The sequence below is a fragment of the Arthrobacter sp. SX1312 genome, from assembly GCF_002929295.1.
In the GTDB taxonomy this organism is placed as follows: domain Bacteria; phylum Actinomycetota; class Actinomycetes; order Actinomycetales; family Micrococcaceae; genus Arthrobacter_D.
Map to the genome: position 1 here is coordinate 162,370 of NZ_PJIM01000001.1, position 20,521 is coordinate 182,890.

Below are 20,521 nucleotides of genomic sequence, written 5' to 3' on the forward strand. Positions count from 1 at the left end.
AGTGAGCGCTACCGAACAGTCCATTGGCATAGCCCGCACGGCGGCGCATGCTGCAGCGGACAAGATCGCCCAGGACATCGTCGCCATCGACGTCAGTGACAGGCTTGCGATCACGGACATCTTCGTGATCGCCTCCGCGCCGAGCGAGCGGCAGGTCAACGCGATCGTCGACGGCATCGAGGAGGAGCTGTCCAAACAGGGCCTGAAGCCCGTGCGCCGTGAAGGCCGCAGCGAGGGCCGCTGGGTGCTCCTCGACTACGCCCAGGTCATCGTCCATGTGCAGCACGAGGAGGACCGCGTGTTCTACGCCCTCGACCGGCTGTGGAAGGACTGCCCCTCCGTGGACCTCCAGCTCGAGGAGGCCCTGCAGAGCTCGCCGCAGGTCGCCGCGTCCGACGTCGTCCCGGAGTGACGCGGTCCCCCCACGCCCATCCCGCGGCCCGGCGCATCGTCTTCTGGCGCCACGGCCGCACCGAATGGAACCACTCCGGCCGCTTCCAGGGCCAGGAGAACATCGACCTGGACGAGACCGGCCGTGAGCAGGCCGTGCGGGCGGCCGAGGTGCTCGCGATGCGGGAGCCGTCGCTGATCGTCTCCTCGGACCTGCGTCGGGCGGCTGATACGGCCCTGACGCTGGGGGAGCTCACAGGGCTGCCGGTCCTCTACGACGAGCGCCTTCGTGAGACGAACGCCGGCTCGTGGCAGGGTTTGTCCTTCGCCGAGATCGACGAGCGGTTCCCGGACGATAACGCCGCCTGGCGGGGCGGGGACCCCGAGGTACGTGCCGGCGGTGCCGAGAACCGTGTCGAGGTCGGGGACCGCATGCTCGCGGCGGTGACGGAGGCCGTGGAGCGGATCGGCCGTGCCGAGACGCTCGTCGTGGTCAGCCACGGTGGGTCCATCCGGGCGGCCCTGGCGGCCCTGATGGGGTTGCCGCCGGAACGGTGGGGGGCACTCGCGGGGTTGTCCAACTGCCACTGGTCCGAAGTACACGAGGTGGTGGACAGGGCCGAGGCCCTGTTCTCGTGGCAGCTGACCGAGCACAACGTAGGGCTCGGTTCCCTGCCCGAGGAGCCGCTGGAGGGTTGAGCGGGCCCATCGGCCGATTTGGCGAAGCCGCCAGAATTTACTAGACTGGTCGAGTTGCTTCGGCCGGTTCGCCCGGAAGAAGCAATGCACATTCGGGGCTATGGCGCAGCTGGTAGCGCACCTGCATGGCATGCAGGGGGTCAGGGGTTCGAATCCCCTTAGCTCCACAACGAACCGCCGGACCAAGGCAAAAGCCTTGGTCCGGCGGTTTTTTGTTGCCCTTCGGGAGTCGATGGGTCAGGCCATGCTGACCGTGAGGTCTGCGTTCGCTCAGCTCGAGTGCGACCAGCTCGCCGGGCGGACCAGGGCCGGTATGGCCGTGGCTGCGGAACATGGGCGGAGGGCCGGTCGGCGGGAAGTCACGACTGACCATGCAAAGGTGAAACGAGCGCGGGATCTTGGAGCTCAAGGGCTTGCTCGGGCTGACATCGGGAAGATCATCGGGGTCAGCCGGGCGACGGTGTACCGCTATCTCAGCATTCCAACGGCGAACGGCGGGTTTTGAGCTGGGGAGGAAAGACGCACGTGGGCTCCGCATTTCCCGAAGAAGCGGGAACGCAGAAGTGCATAGATGCTGCCATCGTTCCCTCCGGGGGTCGTCCAGTGTGGACGGCAATTGATATATGAGCCAGATCCGGGGAGGTAAGTCTCAGTGGAGTCCTCGCCTCAGTACGCTTGTTGAATACAGCATGGTGAACATCGTTGCGTCACGCAGTCCGTCACGAGGAGCCCGGTAATGCACAGAAGTCGCTTGTCCACTCTGCTGATCGACGCCCCGTCGGGTGAGGTTGGAGCCAGTGCGGCCTTTTGGGCAGGCGCACTCGGCGTGCCTGTCGAGAGTCCGCCTGGTGAGCCGCAGTTCCACACACTGCTGAATTGCGTCCCCGGCCTCGTCGTTGCCGTCCAGTCTGTCGAAGACGCCACTCGGTACCACGTCGACATTGAGACCGATGACGTGTCGGCGGAGGTCGCCCGACTGAGTGCGTTGGGTGCCGTTGAGATAGCCGAATGGCAGGGGTGCCACACACTCCGTGTCCCTGGCGGACATTTGCTTTGCGTTATCCCCGTCCACAGCAACGAGGAGACGTTCAAGGCTCTCGCCCATACCTGGTGACTACCAGCCCCGCTGCTGGAACCGATCAGACCTAATCAGGGCACCAGGCCATGAACCAAAAGGCACTGGCTCGGCGAGGACAAAGTGACGAATTGAACTTTCAGGGTGTCGCAGGTTCAAGTCCCGTCTTGGCTGGTGCCTCGGCGGCTTTCGTCGCTGGGTGCGGCGGGGAAGACGGATGTCCAATCGTTCATGACGCTGATGACTGTGAAGTGAGAGGCCTCAGCTATACGCAGGGCTTCCTCGGCTCCCTTGTCGTAGGGCTGATCGCCTCTATCGGTGTCGTCATCGTGGTGGACGAGGAGGCTGAGGGAGCGCGGATGCTTCTGAACATACCGGAGCATAGGGATGTCGCCGTTCGAATTGCCGGCGGCTAACACCGGCCGCCGTCCGATTCGACTCCAGATGCGGGCGGGCTTTTCGGGGCCGTCATCGAGGAAGCCGAAGTCTGCCCCGTATCGGATGTCGTTGCTGCCGGCGTCGTAACGGAGGCCGACGGCGGACCCGATCACCCGCTCAGGGGAGATGCCGTAGTAGTCCAGCGTCATGGGGCGCATGAAGTCGCGGTCGCCACCGGAGACGATGTAGCAGGTGAAGTCGTGAGCTTCGAGATAGCGCAGCAATTCGATCATGGGTTGGTAGACGGTGGACGAGTATGCCCGACCCAACGTCAGGTGTTTCGCTTCCCTGTAAAAGGCGGCGACAGCGCTCTGGTAGTCGTCGACACTTTCGTCCAGAGTAGTGCTGAGGAGGGCGGCGAGCAGAATCTTCAGGTCCGAGTCATCGCCGGCGTACTGCTGGTCGAGTGCGTTGCCCAACCAGGACAGGTCGCCGGTGACGGCGGACATATAGGGCTGCTGGTCGGCCAGCGTCGGGTCGGCACGGGCCGCTGCGGCCCACTTCCCGACCACATAGTGCAACTCCACGGGCATGGGTTTCTCCGCCCACAGCGTGCCGTCGTTATCGAACACGGCGATGCGTTCGGCGACCGGCATGGCGTCGGGACCGGTTGCGAGAGCGTCGATGAAGTCCACGATGGCCTGACGGGTCGCGCCGTCCCGCCAGGAGGTGAGCGGGTTGCTTGTCGAATCCATGGACCGTGTCTCCTTGAGTGGGCGGGCGGTACTAGGGCAGGACCACCCGGAAGCCGATGTGGCTCATCCCGGTGTCGATCATCTGGGGTCGACGGGCGGCCGGTCGGTAGCGCCTGCAGTAGCCATCCGCGCAGAGGAACGACCCGCCTTTGACGACCTTGCGGGGCACGCCGAACTGATCTGCCGGGTCGATGCTGGCCTGGCGTGTTCCACCGGTCGGGTTGGCGGGGGCGCAGCATCCGTGCTCATCTCGATGTCCCTGATACCAGTCGGTGGTCCACCCCATACGTTTCCGGCCATGTCGAAGAGCCCGTACCCGTTAGCGGGGAAGGAGCCGACGGGGGCTGTGGACCCGTACCCCCGCGTGGATCGCCAGGGAAAATCGCCATGCCAGCAATTCGCCATCCGTTCCCCGGGCAGCTCGGGATCGTGGCCCCAGGTGTACGGCTGGCCTTCCAAACCCCCACGCGCGGCGAACTCCCATTCCGCTTCGCTGGGCAGTCGGACGCCGGCCCACGTGGCGTACGCCTCGGCGTCTTCGTAGGCCACGTGCACGACGGGATGATCCGCGCGGTCCCGGATGGTGGACCCGCGCCCGAAGGGTCGCCGCCAGTTCGCTCCCGGTGTCCACTCCCACCACTGGCTGAGGTGCTTGAGGTTGACCGGCCCGCTGGTGCCCACGAACACCATCGAGCCCGGTTGCAGGTTTTCCGGTGGTGCGTCGGGAAACTCGGCGGGATCGAGGGGGCGCTCAGCGACTGTGCGGTAGCCGGTCGCTCTGACGAAGTACGAATACTCCCGATTGGTGACCGTGGTGCGGCTGATCGAGAAGGCGTCGACGGGAACCCCGTGCGCTGGCGCTTCTTCCGGGTAGTGCTCTTTAGAGCCCATGACGAAGTCGCCACCACCGATGTGTGCGAAATCGGTGGTGGCGATCGCCCCGGCCGAGTAGGCGGTCAATGTCCGCTGGTCAGGAACACCTGCAGCTTCTCCACCGCCTGATCGATACCGAAACTCGCGGGACGCTGGCGGGGCGGGAACTCCTCGAACGTATGCAGGAACTGCACCACGAGCGCTTGTGCCGCGAGCACCATGAAGGAGTTGTCGAAGACCCAATCCCAGTAGGTATTCGACGTCACGTCGGCGCGTTCGAACGGGTCGGTGCGCAGGTTGTAGAGCTTCGGTGCCCGCAGTGGAACGAATGGGTCCAGCCACACGGCGAGGGTGCCCAAGGTGCGCTGCTCCATGAACACGGCTTTCCAGTTGTCGTAGCGGATCCCGAGAACGTCTCCGTCGTCGGAAAAATACACCATGCCCTTCCGGGGACTCTCCGCGACCTCTCCGGTGAGGTAGGGGAGGAGGTTGAACCCGTCGATGTGTACTTTGTAGGTGCGGTCGCCGATGGTGGCGCCCTGCTTGAGTTCGTCCACGGTGGTGGTATCGCCCGCGGCGGCGAGGAACGTCGGCAGCCAGTCGTGATGCTGGATGATCTCGTTCGACACAACGCCGGCAGGAATATGCCCGGGCCAACGGATCATCTCAGGAACGCGGAACCCGCCTTCCCAGTTGGTGTTCTTCTCGCTGCGGAAAGGCGTCATTCCTCCGTCGGGCCAGGTATTCATCTGAGGTCCGTTGTCGGTCGAATAGACCACGATGGTGTCATCGGCGATGCCGAGCTCCTCCAGGTGATCCAGGAGCCCGCCCACGATGTTGTCGTGGTCGATCATCGTGTCGTGATACGGCGATTGCCAGCGGCCGGCCTGCCCGACGCTCTCGGGTTTCGGGTGGGTGCGGAAGTGCATGTGCGTTGTGTTCATCCAGACGAAGAACGGGTCGCCCGACCCGGTGGCGCGCCCGATGAAATCCTTCGCCGCGGCGGCGAACTCGTCGTCGATGCTTTCCATCCGCTTCTTCGTCAACGGGCCGGTGTCCTCGACCCGCTGCTTCCCGAGCCGACCGTACCGTTCATCGACGGTGTCATCCTCGTCCTCACTGGCCCAGGAGTGAATCACGCCGCGGGGCCGGACTCGCTCATTGAAGGCCGGGAACTCCCCGCGCGAAGGCCAGTTCGCCGATTCCGGCTCCTCTTCGGCGTTGAGGTGATAGAGGTTGCCGTAGAACTCGTCGAAGCCGTGCACCGTAGGTAAGAACTCGTTCCGGTCGCCAAGATGGTTCTTGCCGAACTGACCCGTCAGGTAACCGTGTGGTTTCAACACCTCGGCGATTGTCGGGTCCTCAGCACGCAACCCGACGTCGACCCCTGGCATGCCGACCTTGCTCAGGCCGGTGCGGAACACGCTTTGGCCGGTGATGAACGACGCGCGCCCCGCGGTGCAACTCTGTTCACCATACGAATCGGTGAAGCGCATCCCTTCGTCGGCGATACGGTCGATATTCGGGGTTCGGTAGCCCATCAGGCCATCGCTATAGCAACTCAGGTTCGTGATCCCGATGTCATCTCCCCAAATGACCAGGACGTTGGGCTTTCCGTTCGGCATTGTTACCTCTCCGAAGCGATTGACGAGACAGAACCTTCGACCACGCCGTGCAGATCAGACGGTCATCCGAGCAGGGTGCGCCGACAGTGCCTGCTGCTTGAGCGCGTCGAATTCGTCCTGGTTGATCGTTCCGGTGTCGAGGAGGGCCTTGGCTTTGACGATTTCGTGGGCCGGTGAGGGGTTGGCGCCGGCGACGTCGCGAATGTACTTGTCTGTCTCTGTCTGCGCTTCGCGCACTGCTTGTCCCTGGCGTTCGTTCATCCCGGGTCCGCGGGCGATCAGATAGATCACTGCGGTGAGGAACGGTACGAAGACGAGGAGGAGTATCCAGGCGGTTTTCGTCGTCCAGTTGAGAGCGCGATCACCCATCACGTCCCCGATGACAGCGAACAACACCATGAGGTAGGAAATGAACACAGTGGTCCAGAAGAAGTACGCAACGATGTCCCAGAAGTTCATGAGCTGACCCGTTCTGTAGGAGGATGCCGGCGGCGTCGCAGTGCCCCGACGGTAGCCTCACAGCGCTCCTGCTCACGTCATCCAGAGTGGGTGACGACTCCGCCGGGCAGTCGCGCGTCCGTTGCGCGATGACGCGACAGCGCACCAGGAGTGACACGTCGAAATTCAGGCTGAAGAAACGAACGTCATATTGCTGCACCCGATGACCGCAAGGTCGTCGTCGATCGACCGGCCGATGACCCTTGGCCAGGGAATCGAGAAATGCAGTCTCGTCGGGCCCGCCGCCGTGGCAGAGCCAACTCCAGCCCATTCAGGTAGTGCCATACGTCCCTTTCCCTTCAAGAAAACGTATGGCGCTGGTGGGCGCGACAGGTGAGGGCCATCCTGAGGGTAGGTCTCGCGAAGGATTCGTCAAGTGTCAGTCGGAGGACGGGGGAAGCATGCCGGAGGCAGGCAATCAGGATCAGCAGGTGAGGGACATCACGGTGTTCCTTCTTGATGACCACGAACTGGTACGGCGAGGATCGCGGGAACTGCTGGAAACCCAAGGATGTGCGATCGTCGGGGAAACCGGTTCCGCCGAGGACGCCACACGTCGGATCCCGGCCCTGGCACCGGACGTCTCGATCCTGGATGTGAGGCTCCCGGACGGGACGGGGATCGAGGTGTGCCGGAATGTGCGCTCTATCGACCCTTCCCTCTCCTGCGTCATTTTGACCAGTTACGACGATCGCCAGGCCGTGCGCGGGGCGGTACTCGCCGGTGCCGCGGGGTACATCCTGAAGGAGATTCTCGGCTCGGATCTGGTCGGGAAAGTCCTCCGGGCCGCCGCGGGTGAGTCCCTGTTCGAGCCCGGCATGAAGGAGCGCATCATTGCCGGGCTGCACGACATACCGGAGGAAGATGCCCGCCTTGCCCGTCTGACGACGCAGGAAAGGAAGATCCTGACCCTGATCGGGAAGGGCATGTCGAACCGGGAAATCGCCGGCGAACTGTTCCTGGCCGAGAAGACCATCAAGAACCATGTGTCCTCGATCCTGGCGAAACTGGGCTTCCAGCGGCGGACCCAGGCCGCCGTCTACGTTTCCAGGTTGGTCGATCTCTCGCCCTGTTAGCTGTTGTGGGTCGTGACCGCTGGTGACACGCAACAACTAGCCGCCCACGGGAAGGCTATGGGGTTGGCGTGCGATGCCGGTCATGACCTCATGTGTGCGGCGGGAGGCACGATGCGCCGGACCGGCCTGACCGAAGAGGAAAGGTTGCAGGGCGGCGACCGGGCCGCCCGGCAACCGTCAATGAGACCCATGCTGCCAGCTGCCTGATGCACTGAGCCTCACCCTGTTGTCCTGCTTCGCTTCCGCGGCGGCTCCGTGTTCGGGCGTACCGGCGGGCGATGTCGTTCAGGGCGAGGGTGGCGATGATGATCGATACCGCGACGGCGGCCAGGCCGATGTAGAGCCCGGTGAGCATCGTCATCGGTGAGCTCGCGTCGGTCAGGAATCCGATCCCGCCGATCGCTCCGGCCACCCAGAACATGGCGACTGCGACGACCGCGATGATGAACGGACACGTCCCGGAAGGGTCACGGTTCGTGCGGCCCATGACCAGTGTTCCGCACCCCGATCCCCAGGTGGGGCGCCTCTCGCATGCCGGAAGGAAGCGGCAGCTCACCCAGAGGTGGACGGCTTCGAGCTCCACCCTTCGGGCTCCACCCGCCTACAAGTGGATGACCGGCACGACGAGTGCTGCCGGTGCCACTCAAACCTGTCACAGACACCGGTCGCAGTCATGGGGCTCGGTTCACCGTCCCCCTTGCCACTACTGGGTCTCTTGGTCTCATAAGGACTGGCTTCTGGTGTACGTCACCACGCCGATGAGGAGGCTGTGCACATCCACCGCCCGCTCGAGTGCGAGCTATCAGCGTGTCGCGGCGTGGTGGGTGTGCAGGCGGGCCCTTTGGTTTCTGCTGTCCATCTGGGTGCGGGACAAGCAGCGGAGCGGGGGGAGCTTGTGCCGTGCCCCTGTGGTCAGGAGGTCAGCTCCCCTTGAGACCTGTCGCCTGACCGGACCGCGACTGCCGGCATCACCAGCTGGATCCTGAAACTCAGCGTCCCGACGTATGACTAGGTCTGCCGGTCTGTTGTGCTGGCCCACCGCGTCTCCATCGATTCGACCACGCTGAGTGTGGGTAGCTTGGCTGTCCGACCATCTCCCGATGAGCGCCCGCGTACACGGCGGTTGACCCAGGGCAGCACATAGAACCACCACCACTGAGCTTCTGTGCGCAACGATCGTGAAGGCCGTGCGCCTTCCAGCGCCGTGTTCCAATGAGAGGCCTCGGCAAGTCCTAGGGCGTCAGCTGCACCAAGGGCCAGGCGTTCGTGACCGAGTTCGGAGAGGTGGAGCCGATCAGCCGCCCATGCTCGGGGGTCTTCGAAAACTGTTCCGTCGGTGCTTGCGAGCGGGACGACGCCCATCTGATCAGCTAACTGCTGGTAGATGGTGTTCAGGCGTCGACGGCGGGAATCGATGACGCTCCCTGCTGGTGAGACACCGGTCAAATCCGGGATCGGAACGAACATCACCGTGGTGTCCGACTTTCTGAAAGCTGCGACGAGCCCCGCGAGGCTGACCTGGAGAGCATCGAAGTCGACACGGGGCCGCAGAATATCGTTCATGCCAGCCGTGATGGTGACGAGATCTGGAGCGAAACTCAAGGCCTGATCCAGCTGATGATCGCGAATTTGGTCGGTCTTATATCCGCGGACAGCGAGATTCGCATACTCGACCGGCCCGTGGTGGACAGTGAGCAGACCTGCAAGGCGGTCCGTCCATCCGCGTGGTGTCCCGTCCGGCCACGGGAGGTCGCCAACCCCTTCGGACAAACTGTCCCCGATGGCGATGTACCGATAGCTCATGGTGATTCCCTTCGCCTGCGATGAACTTCCTGAAGGAGCGTAACCTCGCCGCCGAAGGTGTCGCACTGAGTATGTCCTGCACAACACTGGTCGCACACAAAGGAATCGCTCCGCGCGCGGGCGGCGTCCGGTCCGTCGGTGTCCGCGCCGTCGGACCTTGGACGGCTATACTCCGCGGAAACACAGACACAGCTGAGACCTTCCTTGCCTTTGCCTGCTTGATCATGGCCGCCGTCGCCCTTTCTGCGGCAACGAGCGCTACGGACGTTACGGACGCTGCGACGACGGGCCCCGCTGTCGTCCCCCCCCCTTGTCGCCCTCGTGTCGGATCTCTTGGACCGCGCGATGGCCGCTCCGTCGGCACCCACGTCACCTTCGGGCTCGAGAGCGCGGGGCCGGCGGCGGACGGCATCGCGCCCAGCATCGTCAGCGCGCGCTCTCGAGCTCGGAGTCGTCGACGCCGAACCACATGAGCGTGCTCGGCGTGACTGCAGGCACCACGGTGAGCCGCGGCGAGTTGATCGGATTAATCGGCAGCGCGGGGGACTCGACCGGCTGTCACCTTCGCTTCGAGGTCTTCGTCAACAACGACATGGTGGATCCCGAGCCCTGGCTCTAGCCGGTCGGTGCCTCTGACTCGAGGGCGGGCGGGGCTGCGGAGATGTTCGAGATGGCCTTCCACAGGAGGGCCAGGGTGATGGCGGAGCCCGCGAAGGCGAACCACCACGGCCCGGTCAGCCCCCACACCTGGGCGATCAGCCCCCCGAGCAGCTGTCCGATCACGAGCCCACCGAATACGCCCACCATGTTGACGGAAGCGATGCGCCCCTGCAGGGACAGGGGAACCAGGCGCTGCCGGACCGTCGTCGAGATGGTGCCCCAGATGAAGGCGTAGATACCGAACCCGAACATGATGACGAAGGCGAGCACGGCCGACGTCGTGAGAGCGAAGCCCAGGTGCATCACCACCTCGAGGCTGAGGCAGACCCGCATCATGGTTGCCAGGCGAACCCGCCGTTCGAGCCAACCGAAACAGCTGATTCCCACGAGTCCGCCGAGAGCCGCGGAGGTCGCGAGCAGGCCGTAGCCGACGGCGCTGAGGCCCAGGTACTCCGTGGCGTAGAGCACGAGGACGGACCAGGGGGCCGCCCACGTCACGTTGAAGATCAGGATGATGAGGATCAGCGTCCGGACGGGCGCGTTGCCACGCAGCCAGGAAAGACCCTCCCGGATGGGCCGAGGCTTGATGCCGCCGTCGAGGGCAGTCACGTCCCGCTGCGCAGGCGGCGTCCTCGCCATCCTCGAGACGAGGACGACGGCGAGGCTCACGCAGAGAATCTGCACGGTGAACGGCCAGAACGAGCCGACAGCGAAGAGGAAAGCGCCCAGCGGCGGCCCGACGAGTTGGTTGGCCACGAGGTATCCGGCCTGCATGCGGGCGTTGCCGACGCCGAGATCGGCCGATGGCACCGTCATGGGAAGCAGCGTGCTGCCGGCCGTGTCCGCGAAGACTTCGGCCGTTCCGTAGAGGAAAGCCGAGACGAGCACCACCCAGATGCTCACTTGACCGGTCACGAGAACGGTCACGAGGCCGAGGACGATCATGGCCCGGACCCCGTTCGCCAGCATCACGAGGCGGCGCCGGTCATGATGGTCGGCGATCGAACCCGCCAGGAGTCCGAACAGGAGCCACGGCAGGATCTGCATCATGGCCCCGGACGCGACGAGGAGCGGCGACGACGTCACCGACGCGATCAGCAGGGGAGCGGCCGAGAGGGCGATCCCGTCACCGATGTTGCTCGTCCAGGTGGACGCCAGCAACCATCTGAAGCTGATGCCCAACCGGCGCGGAGCGAGCACCTCACCGAACGAGGACATGGCGTTCTCCTGACAAGGGGACGGCGGCGCGGGCGAAGGTTGGTTGTGCCGCTTGTCTTCGGATCGTATCGGATAGGGCGAAGTCACCTGTCCGTAAGCCGGTGGATCATCGAACGTCTGCGCTCAGATGCTGAGGTCCTCCCAAACGAAGGTCGTCGTCTGCCCTGTTTCCCAATCACGGCGAAGGATGGAGTAGGCGACCGAAGCGACCGGCTTGCTACCCTCGACTGGCCACCCTTCGCGGTAATGGGCTTCCTTCACCCAGCCACAGCGCAAAAAGGTCTTGCGCATCGCGATGTTGTCCTCCCTGGTCTGGCCTTCGAATCGATTGACGTCCAGCAGTGTTGTGAAGACGTGCTGCGTCGCCGCCTGCACGGCTTCGACTCCCAAACCTCGGCCCCGGAACCCTTCATCGAGGCGCAGGTCGAACATCGGAGTGGGATCACCGAGATCCTCGAGGCGGAGAAAACCGATGCGGCCGCGCTCGGCGTAGTCGATCCAAAACGAGTCGTTATCCTCGCTCCAGTACGCGCCATTGGCAATTGCGGCTTTGACGGCCTCACCTGTGAGGCGCGGATTGCTGTGAAAAGGGAACTCGTTGCGCGTCATGAAGTCCACCAGCGCCTCGTGATCATCACCAACGGGATCGAGGCGTACAAGGTTGATCGACATAGTGATTTACCCTACTGGCGCAATGAGAGGTTCAATCTCTGCCGCCAGCTCTGAAACCGGTCGGCGACCATCGAGTTCGAGGGTCGCGCTCCTGCGCAGCAGCGGTTCGACAGCGAGAACTTGTCGGCGGATCAGGGATTGATCTGCCGTCGAGTTGCCGTACGGATTGTTCATACGAGTTGAGACGCGCTCGATCAGGACTTCTACCGGTGCGTTGAGGAGTACGACGGCTGCGAAACGGTGGTAGAAGCATCCCTGATTCTCAACAGTCCCCGAGACGACGAGGGTCTGGTCAGAGGCGAGCAGGGCCGACATGCGCGTTTCATCCCACGTGCCGTCAGGAAGTACCCAGCCGTCATAGTCGGTGTCGATCGTCCGGTGGCCCCGCCGGGCTAGCTCGTGCAGGAGGGTCGTCTTTCCTGACCCTGACATGCCGGTGATCAGCACGTGAGACATGCAAGCCAGCGTAGCGGCCTATTGATCCTGGCAGAGAACGCGGCAGTACCCAGCGGTCCGATACCTTCTGCAAGGGCCGTGGTTGGATGGATTATGGGGAACACAGGCAAGCGCTCATACGCACGAGCGTCATCGCGGCCGCACTCCTGTCGCAGGCAGCCTGCACCGATGACACTGGTGACACTGGGGAATCGGAACGCGAGGAGCTGCCGGCTGTCGTCGGCGAATCCGGAAGCCCAGACGCGCAGCCACTTGGAGGCGCTGACGAAGCCGCCACTCTTCGAGCGGGTGTACACACCCGCAGACTGCGCACCGGACACGGCTTTCACCCCACCACCGGCAGAGCTTGAGGGGGTGCTCGGGCGCAGCAACCTCAACGACGACCGGTCCACGTTGCGGGTGGAGATCTACACCGCGCCGGACGAGGGAGAACTGGGCGACTACTTCGTCGGCGCGCACCCGGACCCGTCGGCACGGTGCACGGACTTCAGCGTGATAGTCAACGACATCAAGCAAGACTTCTCCTATACCCGCGCTGATGTACAGCCCATCACCCCGCGTTCCACCTGGGCCAGTACAGGGTCACGCAGGACGGCTCCATCACCCACCACCTGAGAATCGCAGCGACCAACGGCCATCTTGCGGCGTCGCTGATCCTCTCCACCGCCGAACCCGCGGATCAAGCCATGACCGACGCGGTGCTGCGCCGCACTCACCAAGCCATCAGCTGACGCCGACTGAGCGCCCGTTGATGACCGATGCTCACCCGCCAGTGAACGATCCTTCACGGAACAAGTGACGTTGGACGCTGTTTCTGTCGGGTTTTCAAGGAGGCAAGAAACCAGTGCAATTCCTCGACCAAACGCACCCATGAGCACCACACCCAGCAGGCCCACAAGACCGAGCGACACTGCAGCGACCCGGGCCGCCGTTGGATAATCACTTCCTCGACTCCACGCCCGACCGAGGACAACGAGGGCCCCTGCGGAGGCGATGAACCCAAGGAGCAGGAGAGTCGACACAATCAGTTGGGGAGCCATGAAGATGCTCGCGCCAACCGCTGCTGCAAGAAAACCGATTGAGAGGCCAGCGATCATCCATGCGCGAGAGAAGCTGGGATGCGTGGTTCTCAGCGATACCGCCAGAACCAAGGAAACAGCGATCACCGCAGGTAGGACCAAGAAAGGAATTACCGCGACGGCGAGCAGTCCCACTCCGACAAACACGACGGCCATCGTTCGGTTTCCGACACTTGTCATTGCAATCCCCAACCTCAACGTCCGAACGACTGTACTCGCGGCATATTCACCCGGTAATAGGTCGCGCGGACAGCCCACATCGGGAGGCCGCAGCGTGCCGCAGAGCCCTTCCTCCCGCGGAATCCGTCGGAAGTCGAGGCACCAGGGCTCGTGGCGAGGCTTTAGCCCCAGTAGCCGATGGGGTTCTCGCGTGCTTTGGTGTCGTGGGGGTTGGTGGGACGGTCCTCGGCTGTAAGGGCGTGATCTTCGTGCTGGTCTGCGTAGGTCCGAGGCCGGTTCATGTCCGCGGCATGGCGACGGCGGCCGGCAGCAAGGAGGGCGCCACCAGCGAGGAAGGCCACAGCGCCGAAGCCGATCAGCAGGTACGCGCCGACGACAGAATCACCGGATTCCCTGTAGGTGACGGCGTTGAGCGCGTCGATGCCCATGACGAGAAGAACGGCAGAGGCGACGAGAACGATTCCTCCGACCACGCTGAGCACCGGTCCTGGCCGAGCTGTCTTCTTGCTGGTCATGAATACCCCTGTGTGATGTTGCGGCTGACCGGATCGCTTAGGTCGAACCTACGCGCAGCATCCGCATGCTGAACAGAGTCAGGGCCGCGGCGGAACGTTGCTGCGGCCGATTCGTGATGCCCATGCTCGAACCGTTCGAGTGAGTGCATCCAAGCTGACGGTCTCCCAGCGGAAACGATCGGCTAGCGTGCAGCTTTCATTCTTGGTCCTGATGAGGACGAGTCAATCAGGGACGCAGAGGTCCCTGTAAAAGCTGCCCATCATAGGAGCATGATCAGAATTCCTCCTATGTCACCGGCAGCTCCGTCTGCTGACTTGTAGGAGAGGTACAGATTATTGGCGACGAGCATGGGTACCGCTGCGATCAAGAGCAATATCGTGCCGCGTTGAAGGTGCTGGACTGCATGGCCCCGTCGCTTACCTACGAAGAAGTAGGCGATTGGCACGCTGATCGCCAGGGCGATGGAGACGATGTGCGAGGGAATGAACAGTGCGTCCTGACCGAAGTTCTGCCACACAACACCACTGAGGACGGCCGATAACAAAGGAGTCAGGGCTGGTTTCATCCGTGGACCTTGCGGCGGGAGCGGCATGGCTCACAGTGGCACACGGAGTAGGGATTTTCCTTGACGGGGCGCGCCCGCAAGCCGGTCGGTGCCCGTCCCGCTGAAGGTTCCTCCACCGGCACCCTTCCCGAGGAGACCTCGACCAACACCGCCGAGGCAGCACATGGAGAGAAGCTTCGTGTCCTGCACGCCCGGCACCAGCTGGGCGTCTGGGACCCTCTCGCTCCTGTGCCGGCGTGCATCGTGGTGGCAAGTGCAAAGCGATCGCACCGGGTACTAGACCGCTGGAACGCGATGGGCGAGCAGCTTGGATACCGTTCCGGATACATTGCTTCGAGCTACTCGCCAGATCGACCATCGTGCTATATCTTCAGCGCTAGAACGTGTGACTGAGTCGGTCCCACGAGGATCAGGGGAATCACACGTGAACACATCTTCAAGCCTGCCCGGCCACGCCCAGCGAACCCTTGCTGGGGTGTGCGCCGCACTGGCATTGGTCGCGTTCGTATCCCCTGTGTCTCCGGCAACGGCTATGACGACTGACTCTCCCGCCGCCAGTGATCCTGCATCTGCGTCGACCCCGACCTTGCTGAATGACCCTGTGGTTGGCGAGTACATCCGCTTCGACCCCGACATCGACTGGACCCGCTTCTGGGAGAAGATCTCCTACGAGTGGCTGCTCGACGGGCAACCAAACCCCGAAATGTCCGGAAATCCCTGGTATCGGGTGCGCGCCGAGGACTCCGGACACCGCCTCTCGGCCCGCGTGACCCTCAAGGAGTACGGCGCGGACCCCGTCACCTACACAACGGCCGAGTCTGAACCGGTGCTGGGATCAATCAGCGGCTCCGTGCAGCACCCGACCGAGCCCATTTTGGGGAAGGTCCTGTCCGCTGTCGCTTCGGTCACCAGCGCGCCTGCCTTCTCCTCTGGATCGGAGCGAACCTTCATCTGGTCCCGCAACGGGACGCCGATCCCAGGCGCTGAGGCGGAGTCCTACACCGTCGCCGAAGCTGACCTGGGCGCCGAGCTCACCAGCACGGTGGTCGTGTCGGCCCCTGGGTACCGGAGCTGGAGCGAGACAACGACCTACGGCGTTGGATTTCGGGGTTACCTGTCCCTGGCGGCTTCGCCCACTGTCACTTGGTCCGGCAACTCGACCTCGACGGTGCCGACCGGAACCGTCCTCAGAGCCTCGATGCCACCTGTTACCGGTACCGCGCCGGCCGGCCTCAGCTACACCTTCCAGTGGTTCGAGCGGACCTACGGTGAGCAGCTCATCCCCGGAGCCACCGGAGCGACGTACGTCCCCACCGCCGAGACCGTCGGCAATCGCATCGGGGTGCGGGTGACGCCGACAGCTCCCAGCTACAAGGGCACAACGGGGACCACCGGCTTCTATGAGGGTCCCTACGTCCAGGGCTCCTTCACCGGCCTCACCGCACCGACCATCAAGGGCACAGCCGCGGCGGGGCAGGTTCTCACCGCTGTGGCCGGCAGCGCTCCGACGCCCGCAGCCGAGACGGTGCAATACGAGTGGTATCGCGGGTCCACCAGGCTCACCTCGTGGGACACGAGTCCGACCTACCGTCTCACTGCTGCTGATGGCGGCTTCAAGATCACCGTCCGCGCCCGGTATCTGCGAACCGACTACGATGCTGCGACCACCGCACTCTCAGCTCCTGTCACGCCACCGGGATACTTCAGCATCCCCCAGGGCCCGAAGATCCGGGGAACAGCCGCTGTCGGCTACACACTGACGGCCGAGACGTGGACCGACCTGATCTCGCCCAAACCCTCGCAATCCACGTACCAGTGGCTGCGCGACGGCAAGCCGATCACCGGAGCCGCCGGGCTAACATACCGCCTCACCGCGGCCGATCAGTGGCGCCAGATCACCTTCCGGCAAACTCACACCAGGGCGAACTATGTCCCAGGTGTCTGGACCTCCGCCGCGGTCAAGCCTGTCGCCCTGTTCACCCGGCTGGTCAACCCTGTCGTGACTGGAAAGTATGCGGTGGGCTCCACCCTGAAGGCCACAGTCGCCACCCCGTCCCCTACCCCGACCAGCACGAGCTGGCAGTGGCTGCGCAACGGCAAGCCGATCGCGCGTGCCACCGGCGCGACCTACAGGCTGACGACGTCGGACCGACGGGCGATGATCAGCGTGAAGGTCACCCTCCGGAAGTCTGCGTACCTCGACACAGCCCGGCACTCAGCAAGTCGCTGGCTGCCGTAATCACGACGGTCACCACCGTGCCCGGGTAGCTCGAGGGGCACATCCGCACCACACCAACAACCGCGCGATTCACCTCAACGACGAACGGTTGAGCATCTTCCCGCGGACGATGAGTGAGTTCCTACCGATGCTCGGTGGAAGTGCGGGCAAGGAACTGTCCCATTCGGCGGAAGTTGATCACCTGCCAGACAATTAAGCCGAGGACCACTGCGCAGTCTCCGCGGCTCAGCCGACGGTGTAGTCCTTGCAGAAGTCCTTGAAGTCCTCGATGACGGCAGTGTCCTCACCGTTGGAGAACTCCTCACCGTCGATCTGGGCCAGGATGTGCTCAACAGTGGGCTTCACAGCGCCAACGCCGTCATTTGCCAGACTCTGGAGCGTGTCCATGACCTCTTCGTAGTTCTCCGCGTCGATCGGCATGTCGCCGTTTAGGGGAATGCGGTGAGTGTGTCGCGGTGTCGTGCGTATGCGGTTTGGCCGGTGGGGGTGATGGAGTATGTTGTGGTGCTGCCGCGGCCGCCTTCGCCGGTTCTGCGGATGGTGATGTAGCCGGCGTGGTTGAGTGCGCTCATGTGCCTGGACAGGTCGGAGTCGTTGAGTTGGAGTTGGTCGCGGAGGAACGCGAAGTCGCAGGAGGTACTCGCGGCGATCATGGCGATCGCAGCCAGGTGTTTGGGCTGATTCAGTGTCGGGTCGAGCCCGTTCAGGGGGATGTCATGCCAGGCGCTGCCGGACCTGTTGGGCCGCGGCGTGGTACGCCAGGACAAGTCACCTCACGCCGTTACCGGCGTGGGCCGGTAGCGCAGGGCTACTGCCCCCGACCGGAACTCATGGCGATGCACGAGCTCGAGCTGGACGCGCTCGCGCAGACCGGCGAGCAACGTCGGCCCGTGTCCGGCAAGGACGGGATGCACCAGGAACTCGTACTCGTCGATCAGTCCCAGATCTGCCAACGCGAGGGGGAGCGTCACGCCCCCCACCCACAGGCTCTCGCCCGACTCCTGCTTGAGCCGCTGAACCGCTGGCCCCAGGTCGCCCTGCACCAGCTCGGCATTCCAATCGACCCCGCTCAGTGTGCTCGACACGACGTGCTTCTTCGCCCCATGGATGGCCTCGGCGAACGGGACCTGCCACTCACCCATCCACTCAGGCCAGATGCCCGCGGCCGGCTGCCGCCACGCAGACTCCATCATCTCGTAGGTCACCCGGCCGAAGAGCAGAGCGTCGGCTCGCTCCATCTCAGCGGTCCAGTAACCCATCGACTCCTCGTCGGGAGGGAGCCCCGCCTCGTGATGACAGCAGCCGTCGAGCGTGACGTTGATTGAGTATCGAAGGTGTCTCATCCCGTTACCCCCCTGATACGCGCAGCGCGTTTCCACGGGACAGTACTCAAACTACATTCGGCGAGCAACTGTCGCCCTGAGGATCCCGTACCGGAATGGGCGGTGGTGACCGACTGCTGACGATGAGCAGTCCTTCCGCGCCCGGTACCTCGAGCTGCGGGCGGCCCTCTTCGGGCACTGACGGAATCGGCTGACGGCCTGGAACCTGACCGCTATCCGATCCGCGTTCTGCAGCGGCTTAGGTACCATCTGACGAGCGGAAGTCGTTCAGTGCCGACATCGACGAGGACGTTGATGGGCGAAGTCGCTTGGGGTTTCACTTGTTCACTCGACGGCTTCATTGCGGGCCCTGAGCATGACGTGAGCTGGTTGGCTGCTGCGGAGCCATTGGCCGAGGGTGTCACCGAGCGCCTGGCCGGGGCAGTCGCCGTCGGCATCGCCGGCAGGAACGGCTACGACGCCGCGCAAGCCCAACGCGACGAGCGGGACGAGATGACCTTCGAGGCGTAGGGTGGCGCATGGTCGGGAACCGAGATCATCCTTACTCACCGACCTCACGAGATAGCCGACGATCCTTCGATCGTCGCGATGAACTGTGACATGGGTGAGGCGATAGAGCGCGCTCAGCAGATCGCCGGTGACCGGGACATACAGATCATCAGCGCGGACATCGCCCGCCAGGCCGTGGAGCACACCCTCATCGATGAGCTGCAGGTCTTCGTCGCCCCGGTGTTCCTCGGTGATGGCACCCGTATCTTCGATGTACCTGGCGGACACCGGTATGACTGGGAACTCGCGGGAATGTACGAGGGCGCCGAACGCAGCTTCGGCCGGACATATCGCCCACGAGGTCACCGCACGAGCTAGCGACCACCCAGTACATCTCGTCAACCTTGAGCAACCGAGTTCCAACGAGGCGCCCGGTCGCAGTGCGACCGGCCACAAGCGGATGCACGCGCGGAGTCTGCGGCACGGACACGGTGGTGACGCGCGCAGTGGACCTGCGGCGCCACGTCAGTATCAAGAGTCTGGTTCCGGGAGGGCTTTGGCCTACGAGATGGGCGGGTTAATCGCCGGTGGGACCATCAGTGGCCAGCAGTTCGAGGGCGCGAATTGTCTGTTGGAGGCCGAAGGCGTACGCATGGTGCGGATCGTGCGCGCTGCCGTGGGCAGCGCCGGCCGCGCTCCCCACGCGCGAGGCGAGGGGGTAAGACTTGTCGTTGACGTTATGTGCCAGGAGAGGCCCGGCTTCATCCCACCATTCCTGGTCGGTGCCGCCCGCTCGCGATGTGTCACGCGCGCTGTGGATGTCGCGAGCAGCGTTGCGCACGAAACTCAACAGGAACGTAAGAGCATCGTCCGTCGCAAGGTCACCTAGGCCTGAGCCGTCAAAGGCGGAAAGTTCGTACTCGTACTTGGCCATTTGGCCCGGCCCCAGTGGAGGGCGCAGCGTGGATAAGTGAGCTGCCCAGGAGTGCCGCTTGTACAGGTCAAAGTTGCTCGCGGCCACGGCGCGCACCCTGACCTGCCATGGCGCCGTCTCGAATGGCGGGCGGGGCATTTTCAGATAGGCGTCGTCGAGGATCATATCCAGCAGCTCGGCGCGACCGGGGATGTAGGTGTAGAGGCTCATCGGCCGAATGTTCAGCCGCTCGGCGAGGCGGCGCATCGTCAATGCGGTGAGGCCGTGTTCGTCGGCGAGGGACGTCGCAGCTTCCACGATTGTGTTGAACTCGAGTCCCCGTCGGGGACCGCGGCGGGGACTCGAGTCTGGAGGAAGATGCTCGCGCCAAAGGAGTTGCAACGTCGCCGCCGGGTTGCCGGAGCTGGTGACGTCGTTCATGTAGTCATCCTCCTGTTTCCCGCGGCCCCGTGTCACATCTGGTCGTGCCAACCTCCGGCTACCATCGTCTGGAACTTCCATCCATCGGGTGTTCGAACGAGCAGGTCGCCATATCGCATCTGCGTCTCAACGCCTCCGACGACGAACGATGCATCCGTGACGACGAAGCACAGCGCGGGCGAGATGAAGGTGGGATGCCGATTCGACTTCATCTCCGCCCCTTCAGAGCCTTCCAGCACCTGCCGCATCTGCTCGATGTACGTCATGCGATCGCAAGAACGGGTCACAGCACGACCCGTCGCATCGTCAGACACCTCGTTCAGCGGGAACGAAGCCAGGTCAGCCATGCCTTCCACATCGCCAACCTGAACAAGCGCGTCGTACTGTGCGAACCAATCCAGAATCTCCTGGGTGGCGGCGGGGGACGCCGAAGCGCCGGCTGCGGCTGATGTCGTGTCATTCATTCGAGTCTCCGATCTCGTATCCTTAATACCGTACGGCGTACTGAGATTAATCTTTTTTGCGAATGCGCGCGCTAGATGTTGCGGGTCAGGAGGTTATTGACACGTGGGCGGGCC

Annotated in this window: 26 protein-coding genes, 1 tRNA gene and 1 pseudogene; 11 read left to right on the plus strand and 17 right to left on the minus strand. The window is 63.8% G+C overall.

The features are described 5' to 3' along the window. Nucleotide 1: 1 nt before the first annotated feature. The 5 genes from rsfS to CXQ92_RS18835 all read left to right on the plus strand — a co-directional run bounded on the left by rsfS (nt 2) and on the right by CXQ92_RS18835 (nt 2,203). On the plus strand, nt 2-412 hold the full coding sequence (rsfS, locus tag CXQ92_RS00685) for a ribosome silencing factor (RefSeq protein WP_043444948.1): 411 nt from the start codon (nt 2-4) through the stop codon (nt 410-412). After that, complete coding sequence (locus CXQ92_RS00690; protein WP_104164377.1) at nt 409-1,089, plus strand: histidine phosphatase family protein; 681 nt, start codon at nt 409-411, stop codon at nt 1,087-1,089. The genes rsfS and CXQ92_RS00690 overlap by 4 nt, the downstream gene beginning before the upstream one ends. Nucleotides 1,090-1,183: 94 nt before the next feature. Further along, a tRNA-Ala gene (locus CXQ92_RS00695) sits at nt 1,184-1,256 on the plus strand. A 65-nt stretch (nt 1,257-1,321) separates the two neighbouring features. Next, nucleotides 1,322-1,594 (plus strand): recombinase family protein, encoded by a 273-nt coding sequence (locus tag CXQ92_RS18830; RefSeq protein ID WP_146067408.1) that lies wholly within the window; start codon nt 1,322-1,324, stop codon nt 1,592-1,594. Nucleotides 1,595-1,825: 231 nt separating this feature from the next. Further along, a complete protein-coding gene (locus CXQ92_RS18835; RefSeq protein ID WP_104164381.1) occupies nt 1,826-2,203 on the plus strand; it encodes a VOC family protein in 378 nt (125 codons plus the stop codon). A 116-nt stretch (nt 2,204-2,319) separates the two neighbouring features. Here CXQ92_RS18835 and CXQ92_RS00710 read toward each other — a convergent pair whose 3' ends face one another. From CXQ92_RS00710 to CXQ92_RS00725, 5 genes and pseudogenes are all read right to left on the minus strand, one after another. After that, complete coding sequence (locus tag CXQ92_RS00710; protein WP_104164383.1) at nt 2,320-3,297, minus strand: HAD family phosphatase; 978 nt, start codon at nt 3,295-3,297, stop codon at nt 2,320-2,322. Nucleotides 3,298-3,328: 31 nt separating this feature from the next. Beyond that, a complete protein-coding gene (locus CXQ92_RS18785) occupies nt 3,329-3,583 on the minus strand; it encodes an SUMF1/EgtB/PvdO family nonheme iron enzyme (protein WP_306738354.1) in 255 nt (84 codons plus the stop codon). Nucleotides 3,584-3,639: 56 nt separating this feature from the next. After that, nucleotides 3,640-4,188 (minus strand): annotated as a pseudogene (locus CXQ92_RS18790) (SUMF1/EgtB/PvdO family nonheme iron enzyme); the annotation flags it as partial. A 65-nt stretch (nt 4,189-4,253) separates the two neighbouring features. Continuing rightward, nucleotides 4,254-5,795 (minus strand): arylsulfatase, encoded by a 1,542-nt coding sequence (locus CXQ92_RS00720; RefSeq protein ID WP_104164385.1) that lies wholly within the window; start codon nt 5,793-5,795, stop codon nt 4,254-4,256. Between the two features lie 54 nt (nt 5,796-5,849). Continuing rightward, entirely contained in the window at nt 5,850-6,254 is a 405-nt protein-coding gene (locus CXQ92_RS00725) for a PLD nuclease N-terminal domain-containing protein (RefSeq protein ID WP_104164387.1), read from the minus strand. Nucleotides 6,255-6,694: 440 nt separating this feature from the next. On the opposite strand from CXQ92_RS00725, the gene CXQ92_RS00730 reads away from it, so the two are divergent. Next, nucleotides 6,695-7,369, plus strand: a complete 675-nt coding sequence (locus CXQ92_RS00730; RefSeq protein WP_104164389.1) for a response regulator transcription factor — start codon at nt 6,695-6,697, stop codon at nt 7,367-7,369. Nucleotides 7,370-7,457: 88 nt separating this feature from the next. Here CXQ92_RS00730 and CXQ92_RS00735 read toward each other — a convergent pair whose 3' ends face one another. Both CXQ92_RS00735 and CXQ92_RS00740 read right to left on the minus strand, forming a co-directional pair. After that, nucleotides 7,458-7,856, minus strand: coding sequence for a hypothetical protein (locus CXQ92_RS00735; protein WP_104164391.1), 399 nt, complete (start codon nt 7,854-7,856; stop codon nt 7,458-7,460). Between the two features lie 521 nt (nt 7,857-8,377). Further along, entirely contained in the window at nt 8,378-9,172 is a 795-nt protein-coding gene (locus tag CXQ92_RS00740; RefSeq protein ID WP_104164393.1) for an SGNH/GDSL hydrolase family protein, read from the minus strand. A 469-nt stretch (nt 9,173-9,641) separates the two neighbouring features. Between CXQ92_RS00740 and CXQ92_RS00745 the strand changes: the two genes are divergently transcribed. After that, the gene (locus CXQ92_RS00745; RefSeq protein ID WP_104164395.1) at nt 9,642-9,791 is read left to right on the plus strand and encodes a M23 family metallopeptidase; all 150 of its coding nucleotides are present in this window, start codon (nt 9,642-9,644) and stop codon (nt 9,789-9,791) included. Here CXQ92_RS00745 and CXQ92_RS00750 read toward each other — a convergent pair. The 3 genes from CXQ92_RS00750 to CXQ92_RS00760 all read right to left on the minus strand — a co-directional run bounded on the left by CXQ92_RS00750 (nt 9,788) and on the right by CXQ92_RS00760 (nt 12,178). Then, nucleotides 9,788-11,050: an MFS transporter gene (locus CXQ92_RS00750; protein ID WP_104164397.1), complete on the minus strand. Its 1,263-nt coding sequence runs from the start codon at nt 11,048-11,050 to the stop codon at nt 9,788-9,790. The two genes, CXQ92_RS00745 and CXQ92_RS00750, sit on opposite strands and share 4 nt — an antisense overlap. Nucleotides 11,051-11,173: 123 nt before the next feature. Next, on the minus strand, nt 11,174-11,722 hold the full coding sequence (locus tag CXQ92_RS00755) for a GNAT family N-acetyltransferase (protein WP_104164399.1): 549 nt from the start codon (nt 11,720-11,722) through the stop codon (nt 11,174-11,176). Between the two features lie 6 nt (nt 11,723-11,728). Beyond that, nucleotides 11,729-12,178 (minus strand): AAA family ATPase, encoded by a 450-nt coding sequence (locus CXQ92_RS00760; protein WP_104164401.1) that lies wholly within the window; start codon nt 12,176-12,178, stop codon nt 11,729-11,731. Nucleotides 12,179-12,346: 168 nt separating this feature from the next. Between CXQ92_RS00760 and CXQ92_RS17725 the strand changes: the two genes are divergently transcribed. Then, nucleotides 12,347-12,793, plus strand: coding sequence for a hypothetical protein (locus CXQ92_RS17725; RefSeq protein ID WP_146067331.1), 447 nt, complete (start codon nt 12,347-12,349; stop codon nt 12,791-12,793). Nucleotides 12,794-13,598: 805 nt separating this feature from the next. Here CXQ92_RS17725 and CXQ92_RS00770 read toward each other — a convergent pair. Together CXQ92_RS00770 and CXQ92_RS00775 are read right to left on the minus strand one after the other, a co-directional pair. After that, nucleotides 13,599-13,952, minus strand: a complete 354-nt coding sequence (locus tag CXQ92_RS00770) for a hypothetical protein (protein ID WP_146067332.1) — start codon at nt 13,950-13,952, stop codon at nt 13,599-13,601. A gap of 260 nt (nt 13,953-14,212) precedes the next feature. Continuing rightward, nucleotides 14,213-14,518, minus strand: a complete 306-nt coding sequence (locus tag CXQ92_RS00775) for a hypothetical protein (RefSeq protein WP_146067333.1) — start codon at nt 14,516-14,518, stop codon at nt 14,213-14,215. A 424-nt stretch (nt 14,519-14,942) separates the two neighbouring features. Between CXQ92_RS00775 and CXQ92_RS00780 the strand changes: the two genes are divergently transcribed. Continuing rightward, nucleotides 14,943-16,757 carry a hypothetical protein gene (locus tag CXQ92_RS00780; protein WP_146067334.1) on the plus strand — a complete coding sequence of 605 codons (1,815 nt, stop codon included), beginning with the start codon at nt 14,943-14,945 and terminating at the stop codon, nt 16,755-16,757. Between the two features lie 225 nt (nt 16,758-16,982). On the opposite strand, the gene CXQ92_RS00785 is transcribed toward CXQ92_RS00780, so the two are convergent. Genes CXQ92_RS00785 through CXQ92_RS00795 form a run of 3 tightly spaced genes read right to left on the minus strand, consistent with a single transcriptional unit; the run spans nt 16,983 to nt 18,100 of the window. Further along, nucleotides 16,983-17,177, minus strand: a complete 195-nt coding sequence (locus CXQ92_RS00785; RefSeq protein WP_104164411.1) for a hypothetical protein — start codon at nt 17,175-17,177, stop codon at nt 16,983-16,985. 8 nt (nt 17,178-17,185) lie between these two features. Further along, nucleotides 17,186-17,524, minus strand: coding sequence for a transcriptional regulator (locus CXQ92_RS00790; RefSeq protein ID WP_219815661.1), 339 nt, complete (start codon nt 17,522-17,524; stop codon nt 17,186-17,188). A 6-nt stretch (nt 17,525-17,530) separates the two neighbouring features. After that, nucleotides 17,531-18,100 (minus strand): dihydrofolate reductase family protein, encoded by a 570-nt coding sequence (locus CXQ92_RS00795; RefSeq protein ID WP_104164413.1) that lies wholly within the window; start codon nt 18,098-18,100, stop codon nt 17,531-17,533. Nucleotides 18,101-18,394: 294 nt separating this feature from the next. Between CXQ92_RS00795 and CXQ92_RS18555 the strand changes: the two genes are divergently transcribed. Both CXQ92_RS18555 and CXQ92_RS18560 read left to right on the plus strand, forming a co-directional pair. Further along, nucleotides 18,395-18,610: a hypothetical protein gene (locus tag CXQ92_RS18555; RefSeq protein WP_258069625.1), complete on the plus strand. Its 216-nt coding sequence runs from the start codon at nt 18,395-18,397 to the stop codon at nt 18,608-18,610. Nucleotides 18,611-18,700: 90 nt separating this feature from the next. Further along, nucleotides 18,701-18,967 (plus strand): dihydrofolate reductase family protein, encoded by a 267-nt coding sequence (locus CXQ92_RS18560; RefSeq protein ID WP_258069626.1) that lies wholly within the window; start codon nt 18,701-18,703, stop codon nt 18,965-18,967. A gap of 199 nt (nt 18,968-19,166) precedes the next feature. On the opposite strand, the gene CXQ92_RS00805 is transcribed toward CXQ92_RS18560, so the two are convergent. Both CXQ92_RS00805 and CXQ92_RS00810 read right to left on the minus strand, forming a co-directional pair. Beyond that, nucleotides 19,167-19,943: a TetR/AcrR family transcriptional regulator gene (locus tag CXQ92_RS00805; RefSeq protein WP_104164415.1), complete on the minus strand. Its 777-nt coding sequence runs from the start codon at nt 19,941-19,943 to the stop codon at nt 19,167-19,169. Nucleotides 19,944-19,975: 32 nt separating this feature from the next. Continuing rightward, nucleotides 19,976-20,407 carry a hypothetical protein gene (locus tag CXQ92_RS00810; RefSeq protein WP_104164417.1) on the minus strand — a complete coding sequence of 144 codons (432 nt, stop codon included), beginning with the start codon at nt 20,405-20,407 and terminating at the stop codon, nt 19,976-19,978. Between the last annotated feature and the right edge of the window lie 114 nt (nt 20,408-20,521).

What these genes read in the sequence shown, in the direction of transcription:
- CXQ92_RS18830 (WP_146067408.1), top strand. Translation starts at nt 1,322, where the DNA reads ATGGGTCAGGCCATGCTGACCGTGAGGTCTGCGTTCGCTCAGCTCGAG.
- CXQ92_RS18835 (WP_104164381.1), top strand. Translation starts at nt 1,826, where the DNA reads ATGCACAGAAGTCGCTTGTCCACTCTGCTGATCGACGCCCCGTCGGGT.
- CXQ92_RS00710 (WP_104164383.1), bottom strand. Translation starts at nt 3,297, where the DNA reads ATGGATTCGACAAGCAACCCGCTCACCTCCTGGCGGGACGGCGCGACC.
- CXQ92_RS18785 (WP_306738354.1), bottom strand. Translation starts at nt 3,583, where the DNA reads ATGGGGTGGACCACCGACTGGTATCAGGGACATCGAGATGAGCACGGA.
- CXQ92_RS00720 (WP_104164385.1), bottom strand. Translation starts at nt 5,795, where the DNA reads ATGCCGAACGGAAAGCCCAACGTCCTGGTCATTTGGGGAGATGACATC.
- CXQ92_RS00725 (WP_104164387.1), bottom strand. Translation starts at nt 6,254, where the DNA reads ATGAACTTCTGGGACATCGTTGCGTACTTCTTCTGGACCACTGTGTTC.
- CXQ92_RS00730 (WP_104164389.1), top strand. Translation starts at nt 6,695, where the DNA reads ATGCCGGAGGCAGGCAATCAGGATCAGCAGGTGAGGGACATCACGGTG.
- CXQ92_RS00735 (WP_104164391.1), bottom strand. Translation starts at nt 7,856, where the DNA reads ATGGGCCGCACGAACCGTGACCCTTCCGGGACGTGTCCGTTCATCATC.
- CXQ92_RS00740 (WP_104164393.1), bottom strand. Translation starts at nt 9,172, where the DNA reads ATGAGCTATCGGTACATCGCCATCGGGGACAGTTTGTCCGAAGGGGTT.
- CXQ92_RS00745 (WP_104164395.1), top strand. Translation starts at nt 9,642, where the DNA reads ATGAGCGTGCTCGGCGTGACTGCAGGCACCACGGTGAGCCGCGGCGAG.
- CXQ92_RS00750 (WP_104164397.1), bottom strand. Translation starts at nt 11,050, where the DNA reads ATGTCCTCGTTCGGTGAGGTGCTCGCTCCGCGCCGGTTGGGCATCAGC.
- CXQ92_RS00755 (WP_104164399.1), bottom strand. Translation starts at nt 11,722, where the DNA reads ATGTCGATCAACCTTGTACGCCTCGATCCCGTTGGTGATGATCACGAG.
- CXQ92_RS00760 (WP_104164401.1), bottom strand. Translation starts at nt 12,178, where the DNA reads ATGTCTCACGTGCTGATCACCGGCATGTCAGGGTCAGGAAAGACGACC.
- CXQ92_RS17725 (WP_146067331.1), top strand. Translation starts at nt 12,347, where the DNA reads ATGACACTGGTGACACTGGGGAATCGGAACGCGAGGAGCTGCCGGCTG.
- CXQ92_RS00770 (WP_146067332.1), bottom strand. Translation starts at nt 13,952, where the DNA reads ATGACCAGCAAGAAGACAGCTCGGCCAGGACCGGTGCTCAGCGTGGTC.
- CXQ92_RS00775 (WP_146067333.1), bottom strand. Translation starts at nt 14,518, where the DNA reads ATGAAACCAGCCCTGACTCCTTTGTTATCGGCCGTCCTCAGTGGTGTT.
- CXQ92_RS00785 (WP_104164411.1), bottom strand. Translation starts at nt 17,177, where the DNA reads ATGCCGATCGACGCGGAGAACTACGAAGAGGTCATGGACACGCTCCAG.
- CXQ92_RS00795 (WP_104164413.1), bottom strand. Translation starts at nt 18,100, where the DNA reads ATGAGACACCTTCGATACTCAATCAACGTCACGCTCGACGGCTGCTGT.
- CXQ92_RS18555 (WP_258069625.1), top strand. Translation starts at nt 18,395, where the DNA reads ATGGGCGAAGTCGCTTGGGGTTTCACTTGTTCACTCGACGGCTTCATT.
- CXQ92_RS18560 (WP_258069626.1), top strand. Translation starts at nt 18,701, where the DNA reads ATGGGTGAGGCGATAGAGCGCGCTCAGCAGATCGCCGGTGACCGGGAC.
- CXQ92_RS00805 (WP_104164415.1), bottom strand. Translation starts at nt 19,943, where the DNA reads ATGAACGACGTCACCAGCTCCGGCAACCCGGCGGCGACGTTGCAACTC.
- CXQ92_RS00810 (WP_104164417.1), bottom strand. Translation starts at nt 20,407, where the DNA reads ATGAATGACACGACATCAGCCGCAGCCGGCGCTTCGGCGTCCCCCGCC.